This window comes from Streptomyces thermoalcalitolerans (assembly GCF_039525155.1).
In the GTDB taxonomy this organism is placed as follows: Bacteria; Actinomycetota; Actinomycetes; order Streptomycetales; family Streptomycetaceae; genus Streptomyces; species Streptomyces thermovulgaris.
Map to the genome: position 1 here is coordinate 1 of NZ_BAAAHG010000052.1, position 23,352 is coordinate 23,352.

17 protein-coding genes and 1 pseudogene are annotated in these 23,352 nt (G+C 72.3%); 11 read left to right on the top strand and 7 right to left on the bottom strand.

Annotated elements, in window-relative coordinates; all coding sequences use genetic code 11:
• The 5 genes and pseudogenes from ABD224_RS23745 to ABD224_RS23765 all read left to right on the top strand — a co-directional run.
• A partial coding sequence (locus ABD224_RS23745) for a serine/threonine-protein kinase (protein ID WP_486388851.1) occupies positions 1-1,625 on the top strand: 1,625 nt, incomplete at its 5' end.
• Between the two features lie 182 nt (positions 1,626-1,807).
• A pseudogene (locus ABD224_RS23750) lies at positions 1,808-3,396 on the top strand (serine/threonine-protein kinase).
• A 54-nt stretch (positions 3,397-3,450) separates the two neighbouring features.
• Positions 3,451-5,148, top strand: a complete 1,698-nt coding sequence (locus ABD224_RS23755; protein WP_344053228.1) for a serine/threonine-protein kinase — start codon at positions 3,451-3,453, stop codon at positions 5,146-5,148.
• A gap of 115 nt (positions 5,149-5,263) precedes the next feature.
• Positions 5,264-6,877 (top strand): succinic semialdehyde dehydrogenase, encoded by a 1,614-nt coding sequence (locus ABD224_RS23760; RefSeq protein ID WP_344053230.1) that lies wholly within the window; start codon positions 5,264-5,266, stop codon positions 6,875-6,877.
• Between the two features lie 50 nt (positions 6,878-6,927).
• Positions 6,928-8,784 carry a GMC oxidoreductase gene (locus tag ABD224_RS23765; protein ID WP_344053232.1) on the top strand — a complete coding sequence of 619 codons (1,857 nt, stop codon included), beginning with the start codon at positions 6,928-6,930 and terminating at the stop codon, positions 8,782-8,784.
• Between the two features lie 174 nt (positions 8,785-8,958).
• On the opposite strand, the gene ABD224_RS23770 is transcribed toward ABD224_RS23765, so the two are convergent.
• Together ABD224_RS23770 and ABD224_RS23775 are read right to left on the bottom strand one after the other, a co-directional pair.
• Entirely contained in the window at positions 8,959-10,020 is a 1,062-nt protein-coding gene (locus ABD224_RS23770; protein WP_344053234.1) for an LAETG motif-containing sortase-dependent surface protein, read from the bottom strand.
• Positions 10,021-10,726: 706 nt separating this feature from the next.
• A complete protein-coding gene (locus tag ABD224_RS23775; protein WP_344053236.1) occupies positions 10,727-11,014 on the bottom strand; it encodes a chorismate mutase in 288 nt (95 codons plus the stop codon).
• A 483-nt stretch (positions 11,015-11,497) separates the two neighbouring features.
• On the opposite strand from ABD224_RS23775, the gene guaA reads away from it, so the two are divergent.
• Positions 11,498-13,078: a glutamine-hydrolyzing GMP synthase gene (guaA, locus tag ABD224_RS23780; protein ID WP_344053238.1), complete on the top strand. Its 1,581-nt coding sequence runs from the start codon at positions 11,498-11,500 to the stop codon at positions 13,076-13,078.
• 28 nt (positions 13,079-13,106) lie between these two features.
• Here guaA and ABD224_RS23785 read toward each other — a convergent pair whose 3' ends face one another.
• On the bottom strand, positions 13,107-13,598 hold the full coding sequence (locus ABD224_RS23785; RefSeq protein ID WP_344053240.1) for a pyridoxamine 5'-phosphate oxidase family protein: 492 nt from the start codon (positions 13,596-13,598) through the stop codon (positions 13,107-13,109).
• Positions 13,599-13,963: 365 nt separating this feature from the next.
• Between ABD224_RS23785 and ABD224_RS23790 the strand changes: the two genes are divergently transcribed.
• Entirely contained in the window at positions 13,964-15,241 is a 1,278-nt protein-coding gene (locus ABD224_RS23790; RefSeq protein WP_344053242.1) for a hypothetical protein, read from the top strand.
• 170 nt (positions 15,242-15,411) lie between these two features.
• Positions 15,412-15,930 (top strand): DoxX family protein, encoded by a 519-nt coding sequence (locus ABD224_RS23795; protein WP_344053244.1) that lies wholly within the window; start codon positions 15,412-15,414, stop codon positions 15,928-15,930.
• Between the two features lie 135 nt (positions 15,931-16,065).
• Here the strand turns inward: ABD224_RS23795 and ABD224_RS23800 are convergent, their stop codons facing one another.
• A complete protein-coding gene (locus ABD224_RS23800) occupies positions 16,066-16,308 on the bottom strand; it encodes a hypothetical protein (RefSeq protein ID WP_344053246.1) in 243 nt (80 codons plus the stop codon).
• Entirely contained in the window at positions 16,295-17,893 is a 1,599-nt protein-coding gene (locus tag ABD224_RS23805; RefSeq protein ID WP_344053248.1) for a PspC domain-containing protein, read from the bottom strand. The genes ABD224_RS23800 and ABD224_RS23805 overlap by 14 nt, the downstream gene beginning before the upstream one ends.
• Positions 17,894-18,123: 230 nt before the next feature.
• Between ABD224_RS23805 and ABD224_RS23810 the strand changes: the two genes are divergently transcribed.
• Together ABD224_RS23810 and ABD224_RS23815 are read left to right on the top strand one after the other, a co-directional pair.
• Entirely contained in the window at positions 18,124-19,413 is a 1,290-nt protein-coding gene (locus ABD224_RS23810; protein WP_344053250.1) for an ATP-binding protein, read from the top strand.
• The gene (locus ABD224_RS23815) at positions 19,413-20,132 is read left to right on the top strand and encodes a LuxR C-terminal-related transcriptional regulator (RefSeq protein ID WP_344053252.1); all 720 of its coding nucleotides are present in this window, start codon (positions 19,413-19,415) and stop codon (positions 20,130-20,132) included. Before ABD224_RS23810 ends, ABD224_RS23815 begins: the two co-directional genes overlap by 1 nt.
• A 42-nt stretch (positions 20,133-20,174) precedes the next feature.
• Here the strand turns inward: ABD224_RS23815 and ABD224_RS23820 are convergent, their stop codons facing one another.
• Positions 20,175-21,203 carry a C40 family peptidase gene (locus ABD224_RS23820; RefSeq protein ID WP_344053254.1) on the bottom strand — a complete coding sequence of 343 codons (1,029 nt, stop codon included), beginning with the start codon at positions 21,201-21,203 and terminating at the stop codon, positions 20,175-20,177.
• A gap of 376 nt (positions 21,204-21,579) precedes the next feature.
• Between ABD224_RS23820 and ABD224_RS23825 the strand changes: the two genes are divergently transcribed.
• Complete coding sequence (locus ABD224_RS23825) at positions 21,580-21,933, top strand: hypothetical protein (RefSeq protein ID WP_344053256.1); 354 nt, start codon at positions 21,580-21,582, stop codon at positions 21,931-21,933.
• Positions 21,934-22,101: 168 nt separating this feature from the next.
• Here ABD224_RS23825 and ABD224_RS23830 read toward each other — a convergent pair whose 3' ends face one another.
• Positions 22,102-23,334 carry a C40 family peptidase gene (locus ABD224_RS23830; RefSeq protein WP_344053258.1) on the bottom strand — a complete coding sequence of 411 codons (1,233 nt, stop codon included), beginning with the start codon at positions 23,332-23,334 and terminating at the stop codon, positions 22,102-22,104.
• Positions 23,335-23,352: the final 18 nt, after the last annotated feature.

Here is a 23,352-nt window from a genome sequence, read left to right on the forward strand (position 1 = left end):
CCCGCCCGATGCTTCCCGAGATCCACCTCGTCCTGCACCGCGTCCGCGCCGCCGAACTCCACGCCCGCGCCGCGCTGCCCGGCGCCCGCCCGCCCGCCGAGGACGCACCCCGAACCGGCGGCGTTCCCCGGACGGACACGGACCACGAGGACCGCTTCACCCCTCCGGGCCGGATAGCCGACCCCTACGGCGTCCGGACCGGCACCGCGTCCCGCACCGGGACCGGTCTTCCCCTCCCGTCCGCCGACGCCGGCCGGCACACGGCGCTTCCCGGGAGCGAGCCCGCCGCGGTGGTGCCCTCCCAGAGCCGCTCCGGACCCGGCACCGTCCCCGCCCGCTGGGACGCCCCCGCCGGCACGCCCGCGCCGCGCGGGCCCGCCACCGCGCTCGAGGCCGAGCGGGCCCGGCAGGCGCGCATGGCCGTGGTGGGGCCGGTGACCGAACGGTGGGCGCCGGAGCAGGCCGGACCCGTCCACGAGAACTGGCAGCTGGCCGCGCCCATCGGCCCGGCGACCGACCTGTGGGCGCTGGGCGCGCTTCTCTTCAGGGCCGTACAGGGGCACGCTCCGTACCCCGAGGAGTCGACCGCCGAACTGGTGCAGATGGTGTGCGCCGAGCCGCCCGCCTACGCGGAGGAGTGCGGGCCGCTGCGCCCGATCGTGGAGTCGCTGCTGCGTCAGGACCCCACCGAGCGGCCGGACGTCGAGGAACTGCGCGGCTGGCTGCGCTCCCTGGTGCGCTCCGCCCCCGAGCCGGAGGCCGGCGCGCACGTCATCGTCGGCCCGCCCGCCGACACGGGCCGGCTGCCGGTCGTACGCCGCCGTGGTGAGCTGGTGCGCAGACGGCGCGCCGGGCTGCCCGTCGCGCACGGACGGCACAAACGGGCCAGGCAGCGGTCGCGTTCGCCGCGCGGCCTGGGCTGCACCCTGCTTCTGCTGATCATGCTTCTGCTGGCCGCCGCGATCGCGTACGCGGTGCTGTTCATGCCGAAGGCCGGACAGGACGGTGCGACGGGCGGCGAGCGCACCGGAACCGTCGGCGAGGCGGGCCCGGCCCCGACGGAGCCGGACGACGTGCCCCGCTCCGGCCCTCCCCCGTCCTCGTCCGGCACCGGCAACAGCCCGTCGGAAAGCGCCGGTTCCACCGGGGCGCAGACCACGGCCCCGGTCCTCGCCGACGGTTTCGTCCTGCGTAAGGACCCCGCCGGTTTCCGGGTCGCCGTCGCCGAGGGCTGGAGCCGTGCGCCCAGGAACGACCAGGGCCGGATCGTCTACTCCCGCGGCTCCTTCGAACTGATCGTCGTGCCCGGCCGGGACAGCGCCGCCGAGTTCGGCAGCGACCCGATGGTGTACCAGCGGGAGAAGGAGAGCGAGTTGCAGGGCTATCGCGCCTCCAGCTGGTCCACCTCCGCCGGACTGCGGACCGTCCGGGTGGGCGGACGCACCATGGCCGAGGGACAGTTCACCTGGACGGGCGCGAACGGACAGCAGCTCTTCGTACGCAATCTGGCCATCCTGCTCGACGGCAGGTACCACGTCGTGCAGGTCCGGGGGCCCGAGGCCCAGCGGGACCGGGTGACCGAGCTGTACGAGCAGGCCGCGGCGACGTACCAGTACACGGGGTGACCACGGAAGGGATCACCGGCCCCGGGACGTGACGGCCGTCCCACCTCAGGACCCCAGGGGTCCCGCCGGTCTCACTGGCTTCACTGGTTTCGCCGGTTTTCCGGAGGCGGCCGGAATCCGCCCCACCACTTGGCCGATCGACGCCCCGGAATGCCGGGGACCCTTGCGGCATGATGAGGCGCATGGGGACCGAGGGGGACCGCTTACGTGTCGTCGCGGGCCGCTACCGCCTCCAGGCGCGGATCGGACGCGGGGGCATGGGAGTCGTGTGGCGGGCGACCGACCTGCTGCTCGGACGCCAGGTCGCGGTCAAGGAACTCCCGTTCGACGAGACGCTGTCCGCCGAGGAGGCGGCGGTGCAGCGGGAGCGGACGGTGCGCGAGGCACGCGCCGTCGCACAACTGCGGCATCCGCACATCATCGTCGTGTACGACATCGTCGAGCAGGACGAACGCCCGTACATCGTCATGGAGCTGATCGACGGCGGCTCGCTCGCCGACCGGATCGCCGCGTGCGGTCCGGTGGACGCCGCCGAGGGCGCCCGGATCGGCATCGCCCTGCTGAGCGCGCTGCGCACGGCCCACGCCGCCGGTGTCCTGCACCGGGACATCAAGCCCGCGAACGTCCTGGTGGAGTCCGCCACCGGCCGGATCGTCCTCACCGACTTCGGCATCGCGCGGGTGGCCGGCGCCACCACGCTCACCGAGGCCGGATCCTTCGTCGGCTCACCGGAGTACACCGCGCCGGAGCGGATGGCCGGGGTCAGGACCGGCCCGGAGTCCGATCTGTGGTCGCTCGGCGCGCTGCTGTGCACCGCGCTCAGCGGCCAGTCGCCGTTCCACCGCGACTCGCTGGGCGGCATCCTGCACGCGGTCGTCTTCGACGAGATCCGGCCGCCTCCGCAGGCCGCGCCGATCCTGCCCGTGGTACGGGGGCTGCTGGAGCGCGACCCGGACCGGCGGCTGACGGCGGACGAGGCGGAGTGGATGCTGCGGACCTTTCTCGCGTCGGGCCGTACACCCGAGCTGCCGGCCCGCTGCAGACCCACGTGGCGCGACATCCCCGTCCCGCCCCGCACGGCCCGCACGGCGCTTCCCGACGCCTCCCAGGAGCCCGTCCGGTACTCCGCCCGCAGTGTGCTGGTCGCGGTGCTGCTGGTCGCCGCGACGGCCGGAGCGGGTGTGTCCGCGGCGGCGCTGCTGATGCGTGGCGGCGGCGACGGCGGCGGTACGCCGGTGACCTCGCCGCCGCGGACACCGGTGAGCACACCGGCGGGCACCGCGCCCCGGCCGCCCGTACCGTCGCCGTCGGACGCCTCGTCGGCCACCCCCGTCTCCACGGCCCCCGTCACCCGGCCCGCCCTGCCCGCCCCCGGCGGCTCCACCGCGCCCTCGGACTACCGGCTGGTCCAGGACCCGGCCGGCTTCGCCGTCGCCGTACCGGACGCCTCCACCCGCGAGTCGTAGGGGGCGTGCGTTCTCCGGGGCACCGGGATCGCCGCCCCTGGGGCCGGCGGCCTCTCGCGGTGATGCGCCGCGTGGACGCCACCGGACCGGACACCGGGTCGGACACCGGGTCGGACACCGGACCGGAGACCGGGTCAGACACTGGACCGAACACCGGATCGGACATCGGATCAGACACTGGACCGGGCACCGGCTTCGGCCGCCGCGGCGGACGGGGCACCGGCACGACGCACGACGGGCGTCCGGCCGCTTTGCGGGAGCTCGCCCGGGACGTCTTTCGTCCCGGCCAGGTCACGGCTCTGTGACCGGATGGCACCCCTCGTGGCAGCGGTGACGAGGGGCACGATATGGATGGAACCATGAGCAATCACGGGGCTGCCCGGCACGGGGCTGACGAACCGACGAGTTTCGCTTTGCAACCGCCGAACCCGCAGGCGGGGGTGCCCCATCCGTACAACCCGTACGCCACGCCCGCACAGAGCGGCGGCGGACAGCCGCAGTCCTCCGCTCCGGCACAGCCGCAGAACCCTGCCCCGGAACAGCAGCAGCCCTCCGCTTTGGCGCAGCAGCAGAGCCCCGGCGCGGGACGGCTGATCGGCGGGCGCTACCGGCTGATCGCCAAGCTCGGACACGGCGGCATGGGGACCGTGTGGCGGGCCAAGGACGAGATGGTGGACCGTGAGGTCGCCGTCAAGGAGCCGCGCATCCCCGACCACTTTCCCGAGCGGGAACGCGCCAACGCCTTCGAGCGGATGCGCCGTGAGGCCCGCGCCGCCGCCCGGCTCGACCACCCCTCGGTCGTCAACGTCCATGACGTCGTCGTCGTCGACGGGCAGCCGTGGATCGTGATGGAGCTGGTGCAGGGCCGCTCGCTCGGCAGCGTGCTGCAGGAGGGCACACTGGACGCCCGTGAGGCGGCCCGGGTGGGTCTCGCGGTGCTCGGTGCGCTGGAGGCCGCGCACGCGGCGGGCATCCTGCACCGGGATGTCAAGCCGGACAACATCCTGCTCGGCCGGTACGACCGGATCGTCCTCACCGACTTCGGCATCGCCCAGATCGAGGGGGAGACCAACCTGACCGACACCGGCGGCTTCGTCGGCTCCCCCGAGTACATCGCGCCGGAGCGGGTGCTGGGGCAGCGGCCCGGCCCGGCCTCCGACCTGTGGTCGCTCGGCGTGGTGCTGTACGCGGCCACGGAGGGCGTCTCCCCGTTCCGCCGCAGCAACACCCCGGCCACCCTCCAGTCGGTCCTCAACGCCACGCCCGCGCCGCCGACCGCCGCCCGGGGCCCGCTCGCCGAGGTCATCAACGGCCTGCTGCAGAAGGACCCGGCACGCCGGCTGAACGCCGCCCAGGTCCGCACCCGGCTGGAGCAGGTCCTCGCCCCGCCCGTGCCCACGCAGGTGGTGCAGTACGCCGGGGGCAGGGGACCGGCCTTGAGGCTCGGCCGCAAGGCATGGCTCGGGCTCGGCGCCGTGGTCGTCGCGGCGGCGGTGACGGCGTACGTCCTGATCGCGCGCCCGTTCGCAGGCCCGCTGCCCGAGGGCTGGAAGACCCACCAGGAGAAGGAACTCGCCGCGACGCTGGCCGTGCCGAAGCACTACGTGCGCTGGGTGCCGGACCCGGACAGCTACGAGAAGAAGCACTGGGTGCTCTACAGCGACCCGAGCGGCCGCATCACGGTCAGGCTGGACCTGCTGAAGAAGTCCGAGGACTCCACAGGCCGGATCAAGGACTCCGCGGCCGCCCAGATGTACCACGAGAACGACTCCTTCAAGGAGTCCGGCGACTACGGCCTCGACATGCCCGAGAACCCGAAGACCCAGCCCAAGGAGTCGACGTACCGGGACAAGAAGGCCGCCGAGAACACGATCTCCTACACCACCGACGACAGGACGTACCCGAGGCCGGTCGAGCTGCGGATCTTCTACTACAAGACCACCAAGGGCGACATGTACAAGCTCACTGTCGACTACCCCGGCAAGGGCGACTTCACCGAGCGCGGCCGTGAGGTGGCGAAGACCGTCATCGCCAACCTGGACATCCACCAGCCGTGACAACGCCCTGATCAGGGCATTTGTTGCCAGTGACCACTGGCGGCGCGTGAGGGCGCGGTGAATCCTTATTACCGACGGGTACACAAAGTCGCCGGTGCGGCATACCCTGCGCCTCATGACGGACGCGCAGGCCCCGGTGAAGACCGGCACGAACCCCCTGGCCCCCGCCCCCGCGGGGGCCCGCACCGCCGCCGACGTGGTGACGCCCGACCTGGTCGCCCGGCTCACCAAGGGCGTCATCGGGTCCGGCCGGACCGCCAACCACACCCCGTTCACCGGGGAGAAGCTCGCCGACCTTCCCGAGTCCACCCCCGAGGACGTCGCCCACGCCTTCGAACGGGCCCGCGCCGCACAGGCCGTATGGGCGCAGATCCCCGTACGGCAGCGCGCGGCCGTCCTGCTCCGCTTCCACGACCTGCTCCTGGAACGCCAGGCCGAGATCCTCGACCTGATCCAGCTCGAGACCGGCAAGGCCCGTCTGCACGCGCACGAGGAGGTGCAGGCCGTCGCCGTCGCCGCCCGGCACTACGGCCGCAGGGCGTCCGCGTATCTGAGACCCCGGCGGCACACCGGCGCCGTCCCGGTCCTGACGAAGGTCACCGAACTGCGCCACCCGCGCGGTGTCGTCGGCCAGATCGTCCCCTGGAACTACCCCCTGGAGCTGTCGGTCGGCGACGCGCTGCCCGCCTTCGTCGCGGGCAACGCGGTGGTCATGAAGCCCGACACGGAGACCTGTCTCACCGCCCTGTGGGCCCGTGACCTGCTGATCGAGGCCGGACTGCCCGCCGAGGCGTTCCAGGTCGTCATCGGCGACGGCCCGGTCGTCGGCCCCGCGGTCGTCCGGCACGCCGACTACGTCTCCTTCACCGGTTCCACCCGCACCGGCCGCGAGGTCGCCCAGGGCGCCGCCGCCCGTCTGATCGGCGTCTCCCTCGAACTCGGCGGCAAGAACGCCATGCTGGTCCTGGAGGACGCCGACATCGAGAAGGCTGCGGCGGGAGCGGTCCGCGCCTGCTTCTCCTCCGCCGGCCAGCTGTGCATCTCCATCGAGCGGCTGTACGTCCACGAGGCGGTCGCGGACGCCTTCCTCGAGCGCTTCGCCGCCCGCACCAGGGCGATGCGGCTGGGCACGGCACTGGCGTACGGCGCCGACATGGGGTCGCTGGCCGGCGCACGGCAGCTGGAGACCGTCACCCGGCATGTGGAGGAGGCCGTCGCCCGGGGCGCCACGGTGATCGCCGGCGGTGTCGCCCGCCCGGACATCGGCCCCTACTTCTACGAGCCGACCATCCTCGACGGCGTCGACGCCTCCATGTCCGTGTGCACCGAGGAGACCTTCGGCCCGGTCGTCTCGGTCCACCGTTTCCAGACCGACGACGAGGCCGTCGAGCGCGCCAACGCCACGCCGTACGGCCTGAACGCGTCGGTCTGGACGAAGGACGCCCGCCGCGGACGCGCGATCGCCGCCCGGCTGCGGGCCGGCACGGTGAACGTCAACGAGGGCTACGCCCCCGCCTACGGCAGCGTGCAGGCGCCGATGGGCGGCATGAAGGACTCCGGCCTGGGCCGCCGGCACGGCTCCGAGGGCATCCTCAAGTACACCGAGGCCCAGACCGTCGCCCACCAGCGGCTGCTGCCCATGGCCCCGTCGTTCGGCATGGACGACGAGCGGTACGCGGCGCTCATGAGCCGCAGCCTGCGGCTGATGAAGGCGTTCCGCCTCCGCTAGCCACCCCCCGGTTCCGCCAGCCACCACCCGGTTCCCGACGAGGAGGGCATGTGTCACAGGGGAGGTCCGCCCGGACCCGGGACGAGGACGGGTACGCGCACGACCGCGACGGCCATGACGGCCATGACGACCACGACGACCGCTACGACTACGACGTCATCGTCGTGGGGTCGGGATTCGGCGGCTCCGTCGCGGCCCTGCGCCTGACCGAGAAGGGCTACCGCGTCGGTGTCCTGGAGGCCGGCCGCCGCTTCACCCGCGAGAGCCTGCCGAAGAACTCCTGGGATCTGAAGAACTATCTGTGGGCCCCGAGGCTCGGCCTGTACGGCATCCAGCGCATCCATCTGCTCGGCAAGGTCATGGTGCTGGCCGGTGCGGGCGTCGGCGGCGGCTCCCTCAACTACGCCAACACCCTCTATGTGCCGCCGAAGGCCTTCTTCGACGACCCCCAGTGGCGGGACATCACCGACTGGCAGGACGAGCTGAAGCCGTACTACGACCAGGCCCGGCGCATGCTCGGGGCGCGGCTCAACCCGACGACGACCCCCTCCGACGTCCATCTGAAGGCGGCGGCGCAGCGGATGGGCGTCGGCGACACCTTCCACATGGCGCCGGTCGGCGTGTTCTTCGGCGACGGCAAGGACGCCGACGGCAGAACGAGGGCGAAGGCGGGAGAACGGGTCGCGGATCCCTACTTCGGCGGGGTGGGCCCCGACCGCAACGCCTGCATCGAGTGCGGCGAGTGCATGACGGGCTGCCGGCACGGTGCGAAGAACACACTGAACGAGAACTATCTCTATCTCGCCGAGAAGGCCGGCGCGGTGGTCCACCCCATGACGACGGTCGTGTCGGTCACGGAGGACGCGCGAGGCGGCTATGCGGTCGCCACCCTCCCCACCGACAACAGGAGGAAGGGCGCGGGCCGCCTCTTCACGGCACGCCGGGTGGTCCTGGCGGCCGGGACGTACGGCACCCAGACGCTGCTGCACCGCATGAAGGCCCGCGGTCTGCTGCCGTGTCTCTCGCCCCGGCTGGGCGAGCTGACCCGTACCAACTCCGAGGCCCTGGTGGGCGCCCAGACCGACAACCGGCGCTACCGGAAGGCGACCGGGGCGCCGAAGGCGGACTTCACCCGCGGGGTCGCCATCACGTCCTCCATCCACCCCGACGAGAACACCCACATCGAGCCGGTCCGCTACGGCAGGGGCTCCAACGCGATGGGCGGCCTGTCGATCCTTCAGGTTCCGTACGTCGAGGGCTCGTCCAGGGTCGCGGCCTGGCTGCGCAACGTGGCGCGTCATCCGCTGCTCTTCCTGCGCTCGCTGTCGAACCGCCGCTGGTCGGAGCGCACGATCATCGGTCTGGTGATGCAGTCCCTGGACAACTCCCTGACGACGTATCTGAAACCGGACGGCATCGGCAAGGGCCTGCTCACCGCCCGCCAGGGCCATGGCTCGCCCAATCCCCAGCAGATCAGGGCCGCGACGGAGGCCGCCACCGCGCTCGCCGCCGAGATCAACGGCTTCGCCGGTTCCAATGTGGGCGAGCTGATGGGCATGCCGCTCACCGCCCACTTCCTCGGCGGCTGTCCGATCGGCGCCTCCCGCGAGACGGGCGTCATCGACCCGTACCACCGCCTCTACGGCCACCCCGGCATCTCGGTCGTGGACGGCTCGGCGGTCTCGGCGAACCTGGGGGTGAATCCGTCCCTGACCATCACCGCCCAGGCCGAGCGGGCGATGGCGTACTGGCCCAACAAGGGCGAGGCCGACCCGCGTCCGCCGCAGGGAGCGGCATACCGGCGTCTGACGCCGGTGAAACCCCGTCACCCGGTGGTCCCGGAGGACGCCTTCGCCGCGCTGAGGCTGCCGTTCCTGGAGGTGCCGGCGGTGCCGCCGAAGAAGTGACCGGCGGGGACGCGGAGAAGCAGGGATAAAGAGGGCCAGGGAAAGAGAAGAAGAGGCGAGCAAGAAGAGAAGAAGGAGAAGGACCCGCGTCCCCCTCCCGACGCAGGTCCTTCTCCTTGTGCTGGGGAGGGCTCCACGGTGTGTCACGCGGAGCCCTGTGAGCCACGTGGCGCGTTACGCGACCGCGCCCGCCTTGCGACGGCGCACGACCACGATCGCCCCCGCACCGGCGGCGACGGCGGCACCGCCGATGAGGCCGATCATCGGCAGGGCGGAGCTGGAACCGGTCTCGGCCAGCTTGCCCTCGAGCTTCGGGGTGGTGCCGTCCGGCTTGGTGTCGGCGATCGGAGCCTTGCCGCCCACCTGCGGCTTGGTGCCGTCGGTGTTCGTACCGGCCCCGACGATCAGGAACTTGTACGACACGCCGCCGACGCCGACGCACTCGCCGTCGCCGTCGCCGTAGATGGTGGCGCCGAGCGTGAAGCCGGCACCGACCGGGGCGTTGGCCTTGACGTTGACGCGCAGCGGGATGTCGACCTCGTAGTCGGGCTCGAGCACGTCGGTGTAACCGACGTAGCCGACCGCGTAGCCGTCCGAGTCGAGGTCCTCCCAGACCTTGTCCTCGGGGTTCCAGGCCTGGAGCTGGACCTGCTTGGACTTGAACAGGTCCTCGCCCTCCTTGTCGGACGAGGCGCCGGCGAAGTAGTCGAGGTCAGTGAGGGTGGAGTCGGAGTTGTTGGCCACGTTCAGCGTGAACTTGTGCCAACCGCTGCCCGCGGCGATCTTGCCCGGCAGGCCCTTGATGCTGACGTCGACCTTGGTGTCCTCGCAGAGCGGCGGCTCCTCCTCGTCGGGGGACTCGGTCTCCTCGGGAGCGGAGGAGGTCGGTTCCGGCTCGGGGGACTCGGTCTCCTCGGGAGCGGAGGAGGTCGGCCCCGGCTCGGGGGACTCGGTCTCCTTGGGCCCTTCCTCGGGGGACTTGGTTTCCTCAGTGCCGTCCTCGGGGGACTTGGTCTCCTCGGTCTCCTTGGGCCCTTCCTCGGGGGACTTGGTCTCCTCAGTGCCCTCCTCGGGAGACTCGGTCTCCTCGGACCCCTTCTCGGGGGACGTGGTCTCGGTGCTGACGCTGGACGAGGGAGCCGTCTCTTCGGCGAACGCGGCCGGGGCCGACAGCAGCGCCAAGGGGGCGATCACGGCCGTAGCGGCGGCGGCTGCCATGGCACGGCGAAGCTTCATGCAGACCTCGTTAAGTCAGGGCGTGCCGCAGTGACGCAGCACGAACGTCGGAGAGACCTCCGCGTGTGGGGCCGCGGTGTGTGGTCCGTTTCTGACTGGTGTGACCTGGGAGCCCAGGGGAAGGTTGCACTGTCCCTGACAGAATTTTTATGTGGCTTGGGTCACATCCGGGTGGGCTCGTGCAGGGGGGCGACGGGACGGCGTGCGGAGGGGGCGGAACGTGCGCCCCAAGTCGCGAGGTCTTTGCTTTCGTCGGTCTTCCGCCATCACCAGCGCCGCGGCGATGCCGGGATCCTCCGAGTCGTTCAAGGGACTTGAAAATCTGTCAGATGAGTCAAGGACCTGATGGTCTGTCAGGTGAGGTCAAGGGACTTGAGAGATCGTCAGGTGAGTCAGGGGACTCGGACAGCGGTACGCCGGTCGGCTCCGGGCGTCCCCGGAGCCGACCGTCATCGGGTGACCGGGCTGCTGTCCCCTGCCGTCCGGTCACGCCCTGGAGCGAGGTCCCACGGCGTACGGCACGCTCCGCACGCCTCATCGCTCCAGAGAGCCACGCGTGGTTCCTCCGATGCCCGTCTCTGGCTGACACGGGCACACCGGGAACAACGAGACGGCGCAGGCGGCGGTCACGTGCCGTACGGGTGAGGTGCGGGCGGGGGCGGGAGCGGGTGGTGCCGGGTGGACGCCGGGGATCCCCCGACCGGGTTCAGACCCTGCCGCGGCACAGCTCCAGCAGGGTCATCGCCAGGGTCGTGCCCGGCTTGCCCAGGGCCTCCCGGTAACGGCTGAGGATCTCCATCTCGCGGGAGAGGTTCACACGCCGGCCGCCGGAGGCGATCCGGGCCTCCTGGATGACGGTGGAGACGGCCATGCGCTCCTGGATCAGACCGATGATCCGGTCGTCCAGTGCGTCGATGCGCTCCCGGGCATCGGCGATCACGGCCGCGGCCTCGTCGGTCCGGGCTCCGGTCTTCTCGGTTGCGGTGGCGGTCATCTCGGGGCTCCTCACTGGGTCGGGTGGCGGTGCCCCGGATCGGCAAGGACCGGAAACGCCAGGCGCCCCGGACCTTGTCGGCCCGGGGCGCCTGGGAAGTCGCTTGGCGGTGGCTCAAGCAGCACGACCATGGCAGCCGGCGGGCCGGATGCCATAGGTAAAGAAGAAGGTCGAGTGCGTGAGCATGGGCTCAGTATGCCACGGTGTTCTCCCTCCGCTGAGGGGAGTGAAGCCGTTCCGCCGTTTGTCTCACCATCCGGTCTCGCCGTCCGGTCCGCTCTCCGCTCTCTGCCCTGCTGTCTGCCCTGTTGTCCGGTCTGTTGTCCGGTCTGTTGTCCGGTCTGTTGTCCGTTCTGCCGCGCGGACGGCGGGCGGCAGGGCGGGGAGCCGGGGCGGGCCGTCGGGGACGGAATCCGGCGCTCACAGCCGCCTCGGTAGAATCGACGGGCACAAGCCACCCGCCCGACCGCCGGAAGGCACCCCGTGTCATCAGCGACCTCCGCTGCCGCCACCCCCGACACCGTCCTGGTCGTCGACTTCGGCGCGCAGTACGCCCAGCTCATCGCCCGTCGCGTCCGTGAGGCCCGGGTCTACAGCGAGATCGTGCCGAGCACCATGCCGGTGCGGGAGATCCTCGCCAAGAACCCGGCGGCGATCATCCTCTCCGGCGGCCCCTCCTCGGTGTACGAAGACGGCGCGCCCCGCCTCGACCGCGAGATCTTCGAGGCCGGCATCCCCGTCCTCGGCATCTGCTACGGCTTCCAGCTGATGGCGCAGACGCTCGGCGGCACCGTGGAGAACACCGGCGCCCGCGAGTACGGCCGCACCGCGCTGACCGTCTCCAAGACCTCGTCCACCCTCTTCGAGGGCACCCCGGCCGAGCAGTCCGTGTGGATGTCGCACGGCGACGCCTGCTCCGCCGCCCCCGAGGGCTTCACCGTCACGGCCTCCACGGACGTCGTCCCGGTCGCCGCGTTCGAGAACGACGGGAAGAAGCTGTACGGCGTGCAGTACCACCCCGAGGTCCTGCACTCCACGTACGGCCAGCAGGTGCTGGAGCACTTCCTGTACCGCGGTGCGGGGCTCGAGCCGACCTGGACCATGGGCAACGTCATCGAGGAGCAGGTCGCCGCCATCCGCGAGCTGGTCGGCGACAAGCGCGCGATCTGCGGCCTGTCCGGCGGCGTGGACTCCGCGGTCGCCGCCGCCCTCGTCCAGAAGGCCATCGGCTCCCAGCTGACCTGCGTGTACGTCGACCACGGCCTGATGCGCAAGGGCGAGACCGAGCAGGTCGAGAAGGACTTCGTGGCCGCGACCGGCGTCCAGCTGAAGGTCGTGAACGCCGAGGAGCGCTTCCTCACCGCGCTCAAGGGGGTCACCGACCCCGAGGAGAAGCGGAAGATCATCGGCCGTGAGTTCATCCGGGTCTTCGAGCAGGCTCAGGCGGAGATCGTCGCGGACGAGGGCCCGGCGGTGGAGTTCCTGGTCCAGGGCACGCTCTACCCGGACGTGGTCGAGTCCGGCGGCGGCACCGGCACCGCGAACATCAAGTCGCACCACAATGTGGGCGGCCTGCCCGAGGACCTCGAGTTCAAGCTGATCGAGCCGCTGCGCCAGCTGTTCAAGGACGAGGTCCGCATGATCGGCCAGGAGCTGGGGCTGCCGGAGGAGATCGTCCACCGGCAGCCGTTCCCGGGGCCCGGTCTCGGCATCCGGATCGTCGGCGAGGTCACCAAGGAGCGCCTGGACCTGCTGCGCGAGGCCGACGCCATCGCCCGTGAGGAGCTGACGGCGGCCGGCCTGGACCGGGACATCTGGCAGTGCCCGGTGGTGCTGCTCGCGGACGTACGGTCCGTCGGGGTCCAGGGCGACGGCCGCACCTACGGTCACCCGATCGTGCTGCGCCCGGTCTCCTCCGAGGACGCGATGACCGCCGACTGGTCGCGTCTGCCGTACGACGTGCTCGCGAGGATCTCCACCCGGATCACCAACGAGGTCCGGGAGGTCAACCGGGTCGTGCTCGACGTGACCTCCAAGCCCCCGGGGACGATCGAGTGGGAGTGAGCCCGCGGCGGCTCGGGTCCCGTCCGGCTCAGGTCCGTCTGAGCGTGCGCACCGGCTCTCCGGGCTTCCAGACCTGGACGACCAGATAGGTGTCGTCCTCCACACAGGTCCGTACGACCTCCGTCAACTCGGTGCGGAAGAGGTGGAACGGCTCCGGCGGTTCCGCCTCTTCCCTTTCCGCCTCCCCTTCCGTGTAAGCCCTCTTCACCTGCGGGTCCTCCACCTCGACCGCCCGTCCGGAGATCCGTACGTCACCGCCGCCCATCGTGGTGCCCGGCCCGGGATTCGCCTGGAGCGCGAATCTCGGATCCCGGCGCAGGTCGAGTGCCTTGAGCGAGTTCGGCATCATGCCGAGCCACAGCTCGCCGTGGAGGAAACGCACCTCCAGACCGGTGGTGCGGGGGGAGCCGTCCTTGCGCAGGGTGGCGAGGACATGGTGGGTGAACGCGCCGAAGCGCTGTTCGACGGTCGTGGCCAGTTCGGGTTCCGCTGCGGCGAAGGCCGCCCAGTTGGTGCTCATGCCGTGAGTCTCATGTCAATACCCGACATCTTCTGTCATGTTCTGTCGAGATGCCGAAGCCGTTGAACCGGCCGCCCGATCCGCTTCTCCGATCCGGCCGTCCGGCTCGGCGGCCGATTCCTGTGCCGGGGCGGCGACCGCGCCGGATCCCGGACCGCTGAGCTGGGGTCATACAGGGACGAAGGCGGGCTGTACGGACATACGCGCGGCCGGGTCAACACAGCGATTCCGGCATCACCCGCGCTGACCGGGCTGATCGGGCCTGGCGGTCGAGGGCGGGGCGGTATAGGGCACAATTCGCTGACGGCGTAAGGGTGTTGTCCGCGGACTGGCTGCGGGCTGACGGAGTAAGGCGGGCGTCGGACGTGGCGGTGCAGGAGCTGGGAGACGGTGTGGCGGCGGCTGCCCACGGGGGCGGCTGCACATGTGGGGACTGCCCGCACGGGGTGCGTGCGGGGCACCGGCAGGCCGTCGCTGCATTCCTCCTCAAACGGGACGAGTTCGCCGCCGGCCAGGGACTGCCGGCGGCCGTGGCCCACTCGGCGCCGGCCTCCCGGCAGTGGATCTCGGAGGAGCTGACCCAGGCGGCGGAACTGGTCGCCGAACGCGCCCGGGCCGAGGGCCAGGCCTGGCTGGCCCGGCTGTGGCGCTGGACGACGTACACGGTGTGGGCGGCGGTCGTGCTGCTGCTCCTGGTGCAGGCGCTGACAGCGGTCGGCGCGGGCTGGAGCGCCGCACGGACGGCGGGGCTGCTCGCGGCCGTCGTGGTGGGCGGTGCGCTGACCGCCGCCTCCTGGTTCCACCGGGCGCGCGGCGGGGCGCTGGCCCCGGTCATCGGCGAGGACAACCGGCTGTCCACCTCGCGGGCGGTCGCCGCCGCATGGGTGCTGTTCGTGGCGTACGCGGTGCTGGTCCTGGTGGGCCGGCTGGCGGCCGCCTCGGACCCCGCGGAGCGCGATGCGCTGATCTCCGGGCTGGAGCTGGCCCGGGGCGCCGGTGTGGTCACCGTGCTCGCCGTGGTGTGCGGGATCGCGGTCCTGGTGCGGCGGGTCGTCGGGCTGAGGGTGCAGGAGCAGCGGCTGCAGAAGGTGCGGGCGGACCGGCCGCGCGCGGCCGACCTGCTGACCGACGACGCGGGACGGGGGACGTTCGCGGACATCCAGTACGTCGTGATCAACGCCGTGGCCCTGGTCTTCGCGGCGGTCCGGCTGGCCCGGCGTCCCGATCAGCTGCCCGACCTGCCGTGGGGACTCGCGGTGGTGGTGCTGGTGTCGGCGGCGACCTACCTGGCGGGCAAGTACGCCGAGGGCGGACGGCCGGTCGTCCTGTCGGTGGTCCGGGCCCGGGAGGCCGGTGACCTGGACGCGCCGATCCGCACCGGCGACGACATCGAGATCCGCGGTGCGGGCTTCGTCCCGCCGGGCGCGCAGCGGGCCGACCGGCTGGCCCGGATGGTGGTGCGCATCGGCGCGGTCAACGTCCATGTGCCCCTGGTCCCGGTCACGGGCGGCTTCAGCAATCCCACGGACACGGCACTGACCGTGCCCGTCCCGGCGGACGTGGAACCGGGCCGGGTCGAGGTGCAGGTGGTGACGGCGGCGGGCGTGGAGACGAACCGGTACACGATCGACGTCGTGGAATGACGCCCCCTCCGCCGCCTGCGGGATCGGGCACCTTGCGACAGACGGCCCGAAGTCACGCGGAAGCCGGAAAAATGGCTCCGTGGGGTTGAGTCCGCTCTGTCGTGCGTACGTATGGTCTTGCGAAGGGCACACCATGTGAACGGCGCGGTGGTGAGAGGCGGCTGGTAGCGATGACCCAGAGTGTTCACACGGACACAAGCGGCTTGTACGTCGGCCGGAACGAGACCTGGCGCGAGACCGCCGCCCGCTACGCCCTGCTCCCCCTGCGGGTCTTCCTGGGCGTCACCTTCATCTACGCCGGCCTCGACAAGCTCACCGACAGCGCCTTTCTGAAGAGCGCCGGTCCTGGATCGATCGGCGAGACCATGCGCGCGGTCCGCGACTCCTCCGCCGTCCCCGCCCTGGTCGACCTGGCCCTGAAGAACCCGGTCGGCTTCGGCTACGGCATGACCTTCGCCGAACTGGCCGTCGGCCTCGGCGTCCTCGCCGGCTTCCTGGGCCGTCTGGCCGCACTCGGCGGCGCGCTGATCTCCCTCAGCCTGTGGCTCACGGTCAGCTGGGCCACCACCCCCTACTACTACGGCAACGACCTCGCCTATCTGATGGCCTGGCTGCCCCTCGTCCTCGCCGGGGCCCCGGTGCTCTCCCTCGACGCGGTGCTGCGAGCACGGCGACGGGCGAAGGAGTAGCCGGACGGGAGCGCCCGACGGACGGGGAGGCGCGACGGGGTGGACGGGCCGGGGGTGCGCCGGTGACCGGGTGGGCGGCGGAGCACCGGGAGCCCGGTGGACGGGGCCAGGGTGGCTCAGCCGGTTCCCTTCCGCTCAGCCGGTCCCCTCCGCCGTTCTGGTTCCCTCCGCGGCCGTGCGGCGGTCCCGGCGCCTGCGTAGGGCCCTGGCCATGACCCCTGACGCACCGGCCAGGCACAGGCCGGCCAGGACCAGGGGGAACACCACGAACCACGGGGTCCTCCAGGCACCGTACGCGTCTCCGGCGTAGAGCACGCCCGCGCCGGTGAAGAAGAGGCCGGCCACCAGCCTCCCGGGCTGGAACTCATGACGCAGCACGGCTCACCTCCGCCTGTCCCAGACCGACATGGAGCGCGAGCTCCAGTGTCCCGGCGCCGTCCTTGTCCCCGTCCTTGCCGCCGTCCGTGGAGGGCAGCGTCACCTTCTGGTGCCGGCCCGGAGCCAGGTCCACGTCCTGCGGGTGCTCTCCCGGCAGCCGGATGTCGCCGACCCCCACGTTGATGGTCGCCCGCACGGTCACGTCCGGAGGCACGATCACCCGCAGCCGGCCGACCCCCAGATGGACCCTCGTGGTCACCGTCTCCTCCTTGCCGGGGCGTATCCGGGTCAGGTCGAGGGTGCCCTCCCCGGTGCCGAGGGTGTACATCTTCTGGACCTCCGCCGTCGCGGCGGGCTGCCACGTCCGGTGGCCCCAGCGCGTGGTGATGTCCTCCGGAAGCGCCGCGGAGCCGGCGAGCAGCGCCGCGGTGATCAGTGCCAGCAGCACCGAACCGGCGCCCGTCCGCCCCAGGAAGGCGCTCACCGCCAGGCCCAGGCCGAGCACGGCGAGCGCACAGGCCAGCCCGGCCTGCAGACTGGTGCCCAGCGCGTGGTCGTGCCAGGTCAGGCCGGTGCCGAGACCGCAGGCGAGCAGCGCCAGCAGGAAGACCCAGCCGCCGATCCAGCGCGGGCCGCGGGGGCGGGGCGGCTGGGTGTACGCCGGGCGTGGGTCCGGGCCCTCGCGCAGACCCAGGCTGATGTCGGCGGCCGCGGCGATGTCCCGGTCCTGCGCGTCCCGGGGACCCCACAGATAGCCCGTGCCGCCGACGTGGGTGCCGTCCTTGACGATCGGGCCGCGCCACCAGGAGGGGTAGGCGGCGGGCACCGGCGGCGCCTGCGCCTCCGGCGGGGCGTCGGCGACGGCCTGGGCAGCCAGCGGGTCGGAGTCGGGGGCACCGCGGTGCTGCGACCAGTAACCGGCCCCCGCCAGAAGCAGGGACAGGACGACGCCGAAGGTCAGCACATTGGGGTTGCCCAGCATCGACAGGAACACACCGCAGCCCACCAGTGCGAACATCACGGCCGCCAGCGTCTGGCCGTCCACCCGGCCGGTGAGGAGCCTGCGCACCTCGTTCTCGTCCTCGTCCTCGTACGGCACGAAGAGCCAGGCGAAGCCGTAGAAGATGAGGCCGATCCCGCCGGTGGCGGCGAGCACGGACAGGGTGATCCGGAAGATCACCGGGTCCATGTCGCACTGCCGGCCCAGTCCGGCGCACACCCCCGCGATCATCCGGTGCCGCCGCTCCCGCCGGAATTTCAGGACGCCCTCGGGGCCCGAGCCGGTCCGGGCCTCCTGGTCCGTCCCGGTCCGGGCGTCCGGGGCCGGCCGCGGCTCGGTGGGTGCGCCCGGCTGCTTCGCCGCCCCCGTGGTGCCCGTCACGTCTTCCTCCCCGGTCGGGCGGGCCTCGCCGGCCGTGCCCGGTCGTTCGTCCGGCTGCTGCGCGCTCGCCCGCTCGTGCGTACGCGGCTCCTCACCCGCACTCGCGCCGGGCACGGCACCGCCCGGCCCGGTGCCCGGTGCCGGGCGGGAGCAGGGGAGGGCGCCGGGGTCCGGGTCCGGCGCGGCATGCTGGTGATCCGTCATGCGTCCATGGTGACGGGCGTGTCGTCGCCGCGGCAGCCGGGACGACCCTGGCCGAACCCTGATTCGCCCCTGAGCCGCGGCCGGGGAAGCGTTCGACCGGCCCGCCGGGCCGCGACCGCGGGGCGCCCCGGCAAAGGGCCTCGTCGAAGGATCGAAGATCGGAAGATCAGGGGCGTCTCGGGGGCGGACCCTGATGCCCCGGCCCCGCCGGCCGTGTGACCATCGGTGACATGCCGGAAGCCGCAGCAATGCCCCTCGAGGACCCGAGGCCGCCGCGCAAGCTCTACCGCAGCAGCGACGGACGCTGGCTGGGCGGAGTGGCGCGGGGGCTCGCCGGGCACCTCGGGCTGCCCGTGGCCTGGGTGCGGCTCGTCTTCGTCGGCCTGTTCATGGCCGACGGACTCGGCGCCCTGCTCTATGCGGCCTTCTGGTTCTTCGTGCCCCTGGGCGTGGGCGGCGTCGGCGACCAGAAGCCGCCGTCCCTCGTCACCACCGAGATCTCGCCGGACGGCCGCCGCAGAATCGTGGCCCGCAAGCCGGACAGGGGCCAGATCATCGCCCTGCTCCTCATGGTCGTCCTCGCGATGGCCTTCGTCGGCAGCGTCGAGCCGGGCGACGGCGCCAAGGCGTACCTCCTGCCGGCCGTCCTCGTCGCCGCGGGTGTCGCCCTGGTCTGGCGCCAGGCGGACAACGCCCGCCGGGCCCGCTGGATGGAGGTGACCCGCCGTCGCCGCACGCTCACGCTGCTGCGCGCCGGTGCGGGGGTCCTGCTGGTCACGGCCGGTGTCTCCGCCATCTTCGTGCTGCAGGGGTCCACCGCCCACCTCGGCTCGGTCCTCCAGGCGGCTCTCGCGGTCCTCGTCGGCATCACCCTGCTCGCCGGGCCGTATCTCGTGCGCATGGCCCAGGACCTCTCGGAGGAGCGGCTGATGCGCATCCGCGCCCAGGAGCGCGCCGAGGTCGCCGCCCATGTCCACGACTCGGTGCTGCACACCCTCACCCTGATCCAGCGCAACGCGGACAACCCGGCCGAGGTCCGCCGCCTCGCCCGGGCCCAGGAGCGGGACCTGCGCGCCTGGCTCTACAAGCCGGAGGGCAACGGCAAGGACGAGGACGACGAGCCGGCCACCCTCGCCGAGGCGGTCAAGCGCAACGCCGCCGAGGTCGAGGACAAGCACGGCGTCCCCATCGAAGTGGTCGTGGTCGGCGACTGTCCGCTCGACGAACGGATCGGTGCCCAGATGCAGGCCGCGAGGGAAGCCATGGTGAACGCCGCCAAGTACGGTGGCGAGGGCGGAGCCGTCCAGGTCTACGCCGAGGTGGAGGGCAGGACGGTCTTCGTGTCCGTCCGGGACCGCGGCCCCGGCTTCGATCTCGACGCGATACCCGCGGACCGGATGGGCGTCAGAGAATCGATCATCGGCCGTATGGAGCGCAACGGGGGAACGGCCCGGCTGCGGAACGTGCCGGGCGGCGGCACGGAGGTCGAGCTGGAGATGGAGAGGGCGGAGAACACCTGATGAGCGACCCGACCGAGACGAACGGCACGGCCGGAGCGGAGACGACGGGGGCGGGCGGCCGGCATGTGCGCGTGGTCCTCGTCGACGACCACCGCATGTTCCGCACCGGGGTGCAGGCCGAGATCGGCCAGACCGAGCAGACCGGGGTGGAGGTCGTCGGGGAGGCCGCGGACGTCGACCAGGCGGTCGCGGTCATCACCGCGACCCGTCCCGAGGTGGTCCTGCTCGACGTCCACCTGCCCGGCGGCGGAGGAGTGGAGGTGCTGCGGCGCTGCGCGGCGCTGATGGCCGACACCGAGCGGCCCGTCCGTTTCCTCGCGCTGTCCGTGTCGGACGCGGCGGAGGACGTGATCGGCGTCATCCGCGGCGGAGCGCGCGGCTATGTGACCAAGACGATCACGGGCGCGGACCTCATCGACTCGATCTTCCGGGTCCAGGAGGGCGACGCCGTCTTCTCCCCGCGGCTGGCCGGCTTCGTCCTCGACGCCTTCGCCTCGACCGACGCCCCGCCGGTCGACGAGGACCTCGACCGCCTCACCCAGCGGGAGCGCGAGGTCCTGCGTCTCATCGCCCGCGGCTACGCCTACAAGGAGATCGCCAAGCAGCTCTTCATCTCCGTGAAGACGGTGGAGTCCCATGTCTCGGCGGTCCTGAGGAAGCTCCAGCTGTCCAACCGCCACGAGCTGACCCGCTGGGCGACGGCACGCCGGCTGGTGTGAGCGGGGCGCCTTACACCGCCTGCCGCTCACGCCGCCCGCTGCTCACACCACCCGCGTCGCCCCCGCGAACGGCATCTGGTCGATGGGGGCCAGGCGGACCGGGGCCGAGGGGTTCGGGGCGTGGATCATCCGGCCGTTGCCCACATAGAGGCCGACGTGGCTGATGCCGGAGTAGAAGAACACCAGGTCCCCGGGGCGCAGTTCGGAGCGTGAGACGCGGCGGCCCGCGTTGATCTGGGCGTAGGTGGTGCGGGGGAGCGAGATGCCGGCGGCGCGGTAGGCCGCCTGGGTCAGCCCCGAGCAGTCGAAGGCATGGGGCCCGGACGCGCCCCACACATAGGGACTGCCGAGCTTGCTGTAGGCGTAGGCGACGGCCGCCGCCGCCCGGGAGTTGGGGGCATCGGCGGCGGGGGCGGCGTGCTGCCGTCCGGTGTTCCCCTCCCCGCCGGCCGCCGCGCGCTGCCCCGGGGGCAGCTGGGACAGCAGCCGCCGGGCCTCGTTCAGTTTGGCGGTGATCGTCTTCTTCTGCCGGCGCAGCTCCGCCTGCTGCGACCTGAAGGAGGTCAGCTCCACCCGCGCGTCCCCGCGCAACTGGCGGATCTCCCTCAGCTGTCTGCGGACGTCGGCCACGGCGGCCGCCTGCCGGGCGCGCTCCTGCTCGGCGAACGCGGCTGTGTCCAGGTACTGCTGCGGGGCGTCGGACAGCATCAGCCGTGCCACGGGGGCGATCCCGCCGTCCCGGTACTGCGCCGCGGCGATCGACCCCAGCGCATCGCGTGCGGAGTTGAGCTTCTCCTGCCTGCGGGCGGCCTCGTCGCCCAGGGCCCTCAGCCGCTTCTCGGCCGCGTCCGCCTTCTCCCGGGCGGCGTTGTACTTCTCGGTGGCGGCCTCCGCCTCCTGGTACAGCCTGTCCACCCGGGCCTTGACCTGCTCCGGTGTGAGCCGCGGCGCGGCCTGCCCGGTGCCGTCGAGGCCGGCCGCCGTCGCGGCGCCCGCGAGGGCGATCGTGGCGGCCGTCCGGACCGTGCTGCCGCCGAGGGAACGCCGACCGGGCCTGCGGTGAGCTGCCACGTGGAGCGTCACGTCCCTTCGTCCGGCCCCCGCGGGGGCGGTTGCGCGTGTGGCGGCGGCCCGGACAGGGGAGCGGACCGCCGCCGGCCTTCTCTGCGGTGGTGTTCCGGCTGCCGCCCCCTGGTCCGGGCGGCGATGGGGAGCCGATCACCTGGGGAGGACGCTAGAGCGCTCCGTGACGGAATGGTGACTCCATGTACGGAAGTGGCGCGGGCGAGGCGTCGGATGACCGTGTGCGACCGGGATCCGGTCACAAGCGCGCCGTCTTTGGACGGTGCGATGACCGATGTGTGACTTCCGGGGACAGGCGGGCCGTACGAGGTGCTGGGACGGGGCGGTGTCCGGGGCGTATGAGCCGCTGATTAGGCTCCGGCTCATGGACGTACTCATCCATCTCTTCGTCGGGCTGCACATCGTCGGCATTGCCGCGCTGCTCGGCGGTTTCCTCACCCAGATGAAGGCGATGGGCCAGGGCACGGCCCGGTTCGTGCCCGCCATGCTGCACGGCGCGCTGACCATGCTGGTCACCGGTGTCGCCCTGGTCGGGCTCAACGAGGTCCAGGACCACTATGTGAACAACATCAAGATCGGCGTGAAGCTGGCGCTGCTGGTCGTGATTCTCGCCCTGGTCTACGTCAAGCGGGACGAGGAGAGGGTGGACAAGGGCCTGTTCGGCCTGGTGGGCCTGCTGACCACGGCGAACATCTTCATCGCCGTGCTGTGGATGTGAGGCCCGGCGCGGTGCTGTGAGCCCCGCGGGCCGCGTGGCGTCCACGGCGGCCCGCCACAGCCGATCGCGGCGGTCCCGGCCGCCGGTGGACGCCACTGGCGGGGCACGCGCGCGGGTGCACGCGAAGGGGCCGTCTTTTCCCCAGGACTCCCAGGACTTTCAGGGCTCTCAGGCGGGGCGCACCACGTGGTGGACGGACGACTCGCCGTCGTGGGGGATCGGCTCCTGGCAGACGTAGGAGCCGGGCCTCGGGGCGTGGATCACCATGCCGTCGCCGGCGTAGACGCCGACGTGGTCGACGTCGCCGGAGGGGGAGGCGAAGAAGACGAGGTCGCCCGGCCGGGCCGCGGTGAGCGGAACCGTGGTTCCCGCGTGGGCCTGGTCGAGGGTGGAGCGGGGCAGGGTGACGCCGGCGGCCTTCCACGCGGCCTGGGTGAGACCGGAGCAGTCGTACGACTCGGGGCCCGACGCCCCCCAGACGTACGGTTTGCCGATCTGCGCGCGGGCGAAGGCGAGCGCCTTCTCGGCCTTGGACGCGCCCACGGAGTCCGATGCGGGAGCGGAGGACGCCGGGCCGGCCGGCGCGGTCCCGGAAGGTACGGATCCGGACGGCATGGCCCCGGCGGGCACAGGTCCGGGTGGCACGGTCCCGGTAGGCGCGGGTCCGGAAGGTGTGGATCCGGCTGGTACGGCCTCGGAAGGCGCCGGGCCGGAAGAGGCCGGGCCGGAAGGGGCCGAGGGCTCGGACGCGGCCTTCAGCGCGGCTGCCGCCGACAGCAGTACGCGCGCGTGGGCCAGCTTCTTCTGCGTGGCGGTCTTGGCCGCCGCGATGTCGTACTCCGGCTCCGCCGGGGGCTCGGGCTCGGGAGCCCGGAGCGCCTCCGGCGGCTGCGACGGCACGACCGGCCGCGCGGCCGGCCGAGCGGCCGGGGCGTCGGACAGACTCTTGCGGCGCGCGTTCAGCCGGCTCAGCACCTGAGCCTGGTCGAAATAGCCCTGCGGCGCCTCCGCGAGCAGCAGGGCGGCGGTCTCGGCGGCGGTGTCGTGGGTGCGGTGAGGGGCGGCCGCGAACGCACCCAGCTTCTGGCGCGCCTTGGTGAACACGTCGGTGCGCCTGGCGACGTCGTCGAGCAGCGCCGCGACCCGCCCGCGCTGCCGTGCCCCTTTCTCCTGTTTCTCCCGGGAGGCCTGCTGCCGGCTCGCCGGACCGGTGCGGCGGTACAGGTAGTCGAGCTTCTTCTCGATCTCCTCGGGGCTCGGCCTGCCGCCGTTGCCCGCGAGGACGGCTCCCGGGGACCGGAAGGCCGGAGCCGCCGCGGCCAGGGCGTCAGCGGCCGGTGCGGGGGTGCGCGTGCCCGTTGCGCGTGTGGCCGCAGGATGCGCCTTGCGGTGCGACGCCAAGGGGGCACTCCTTCCATC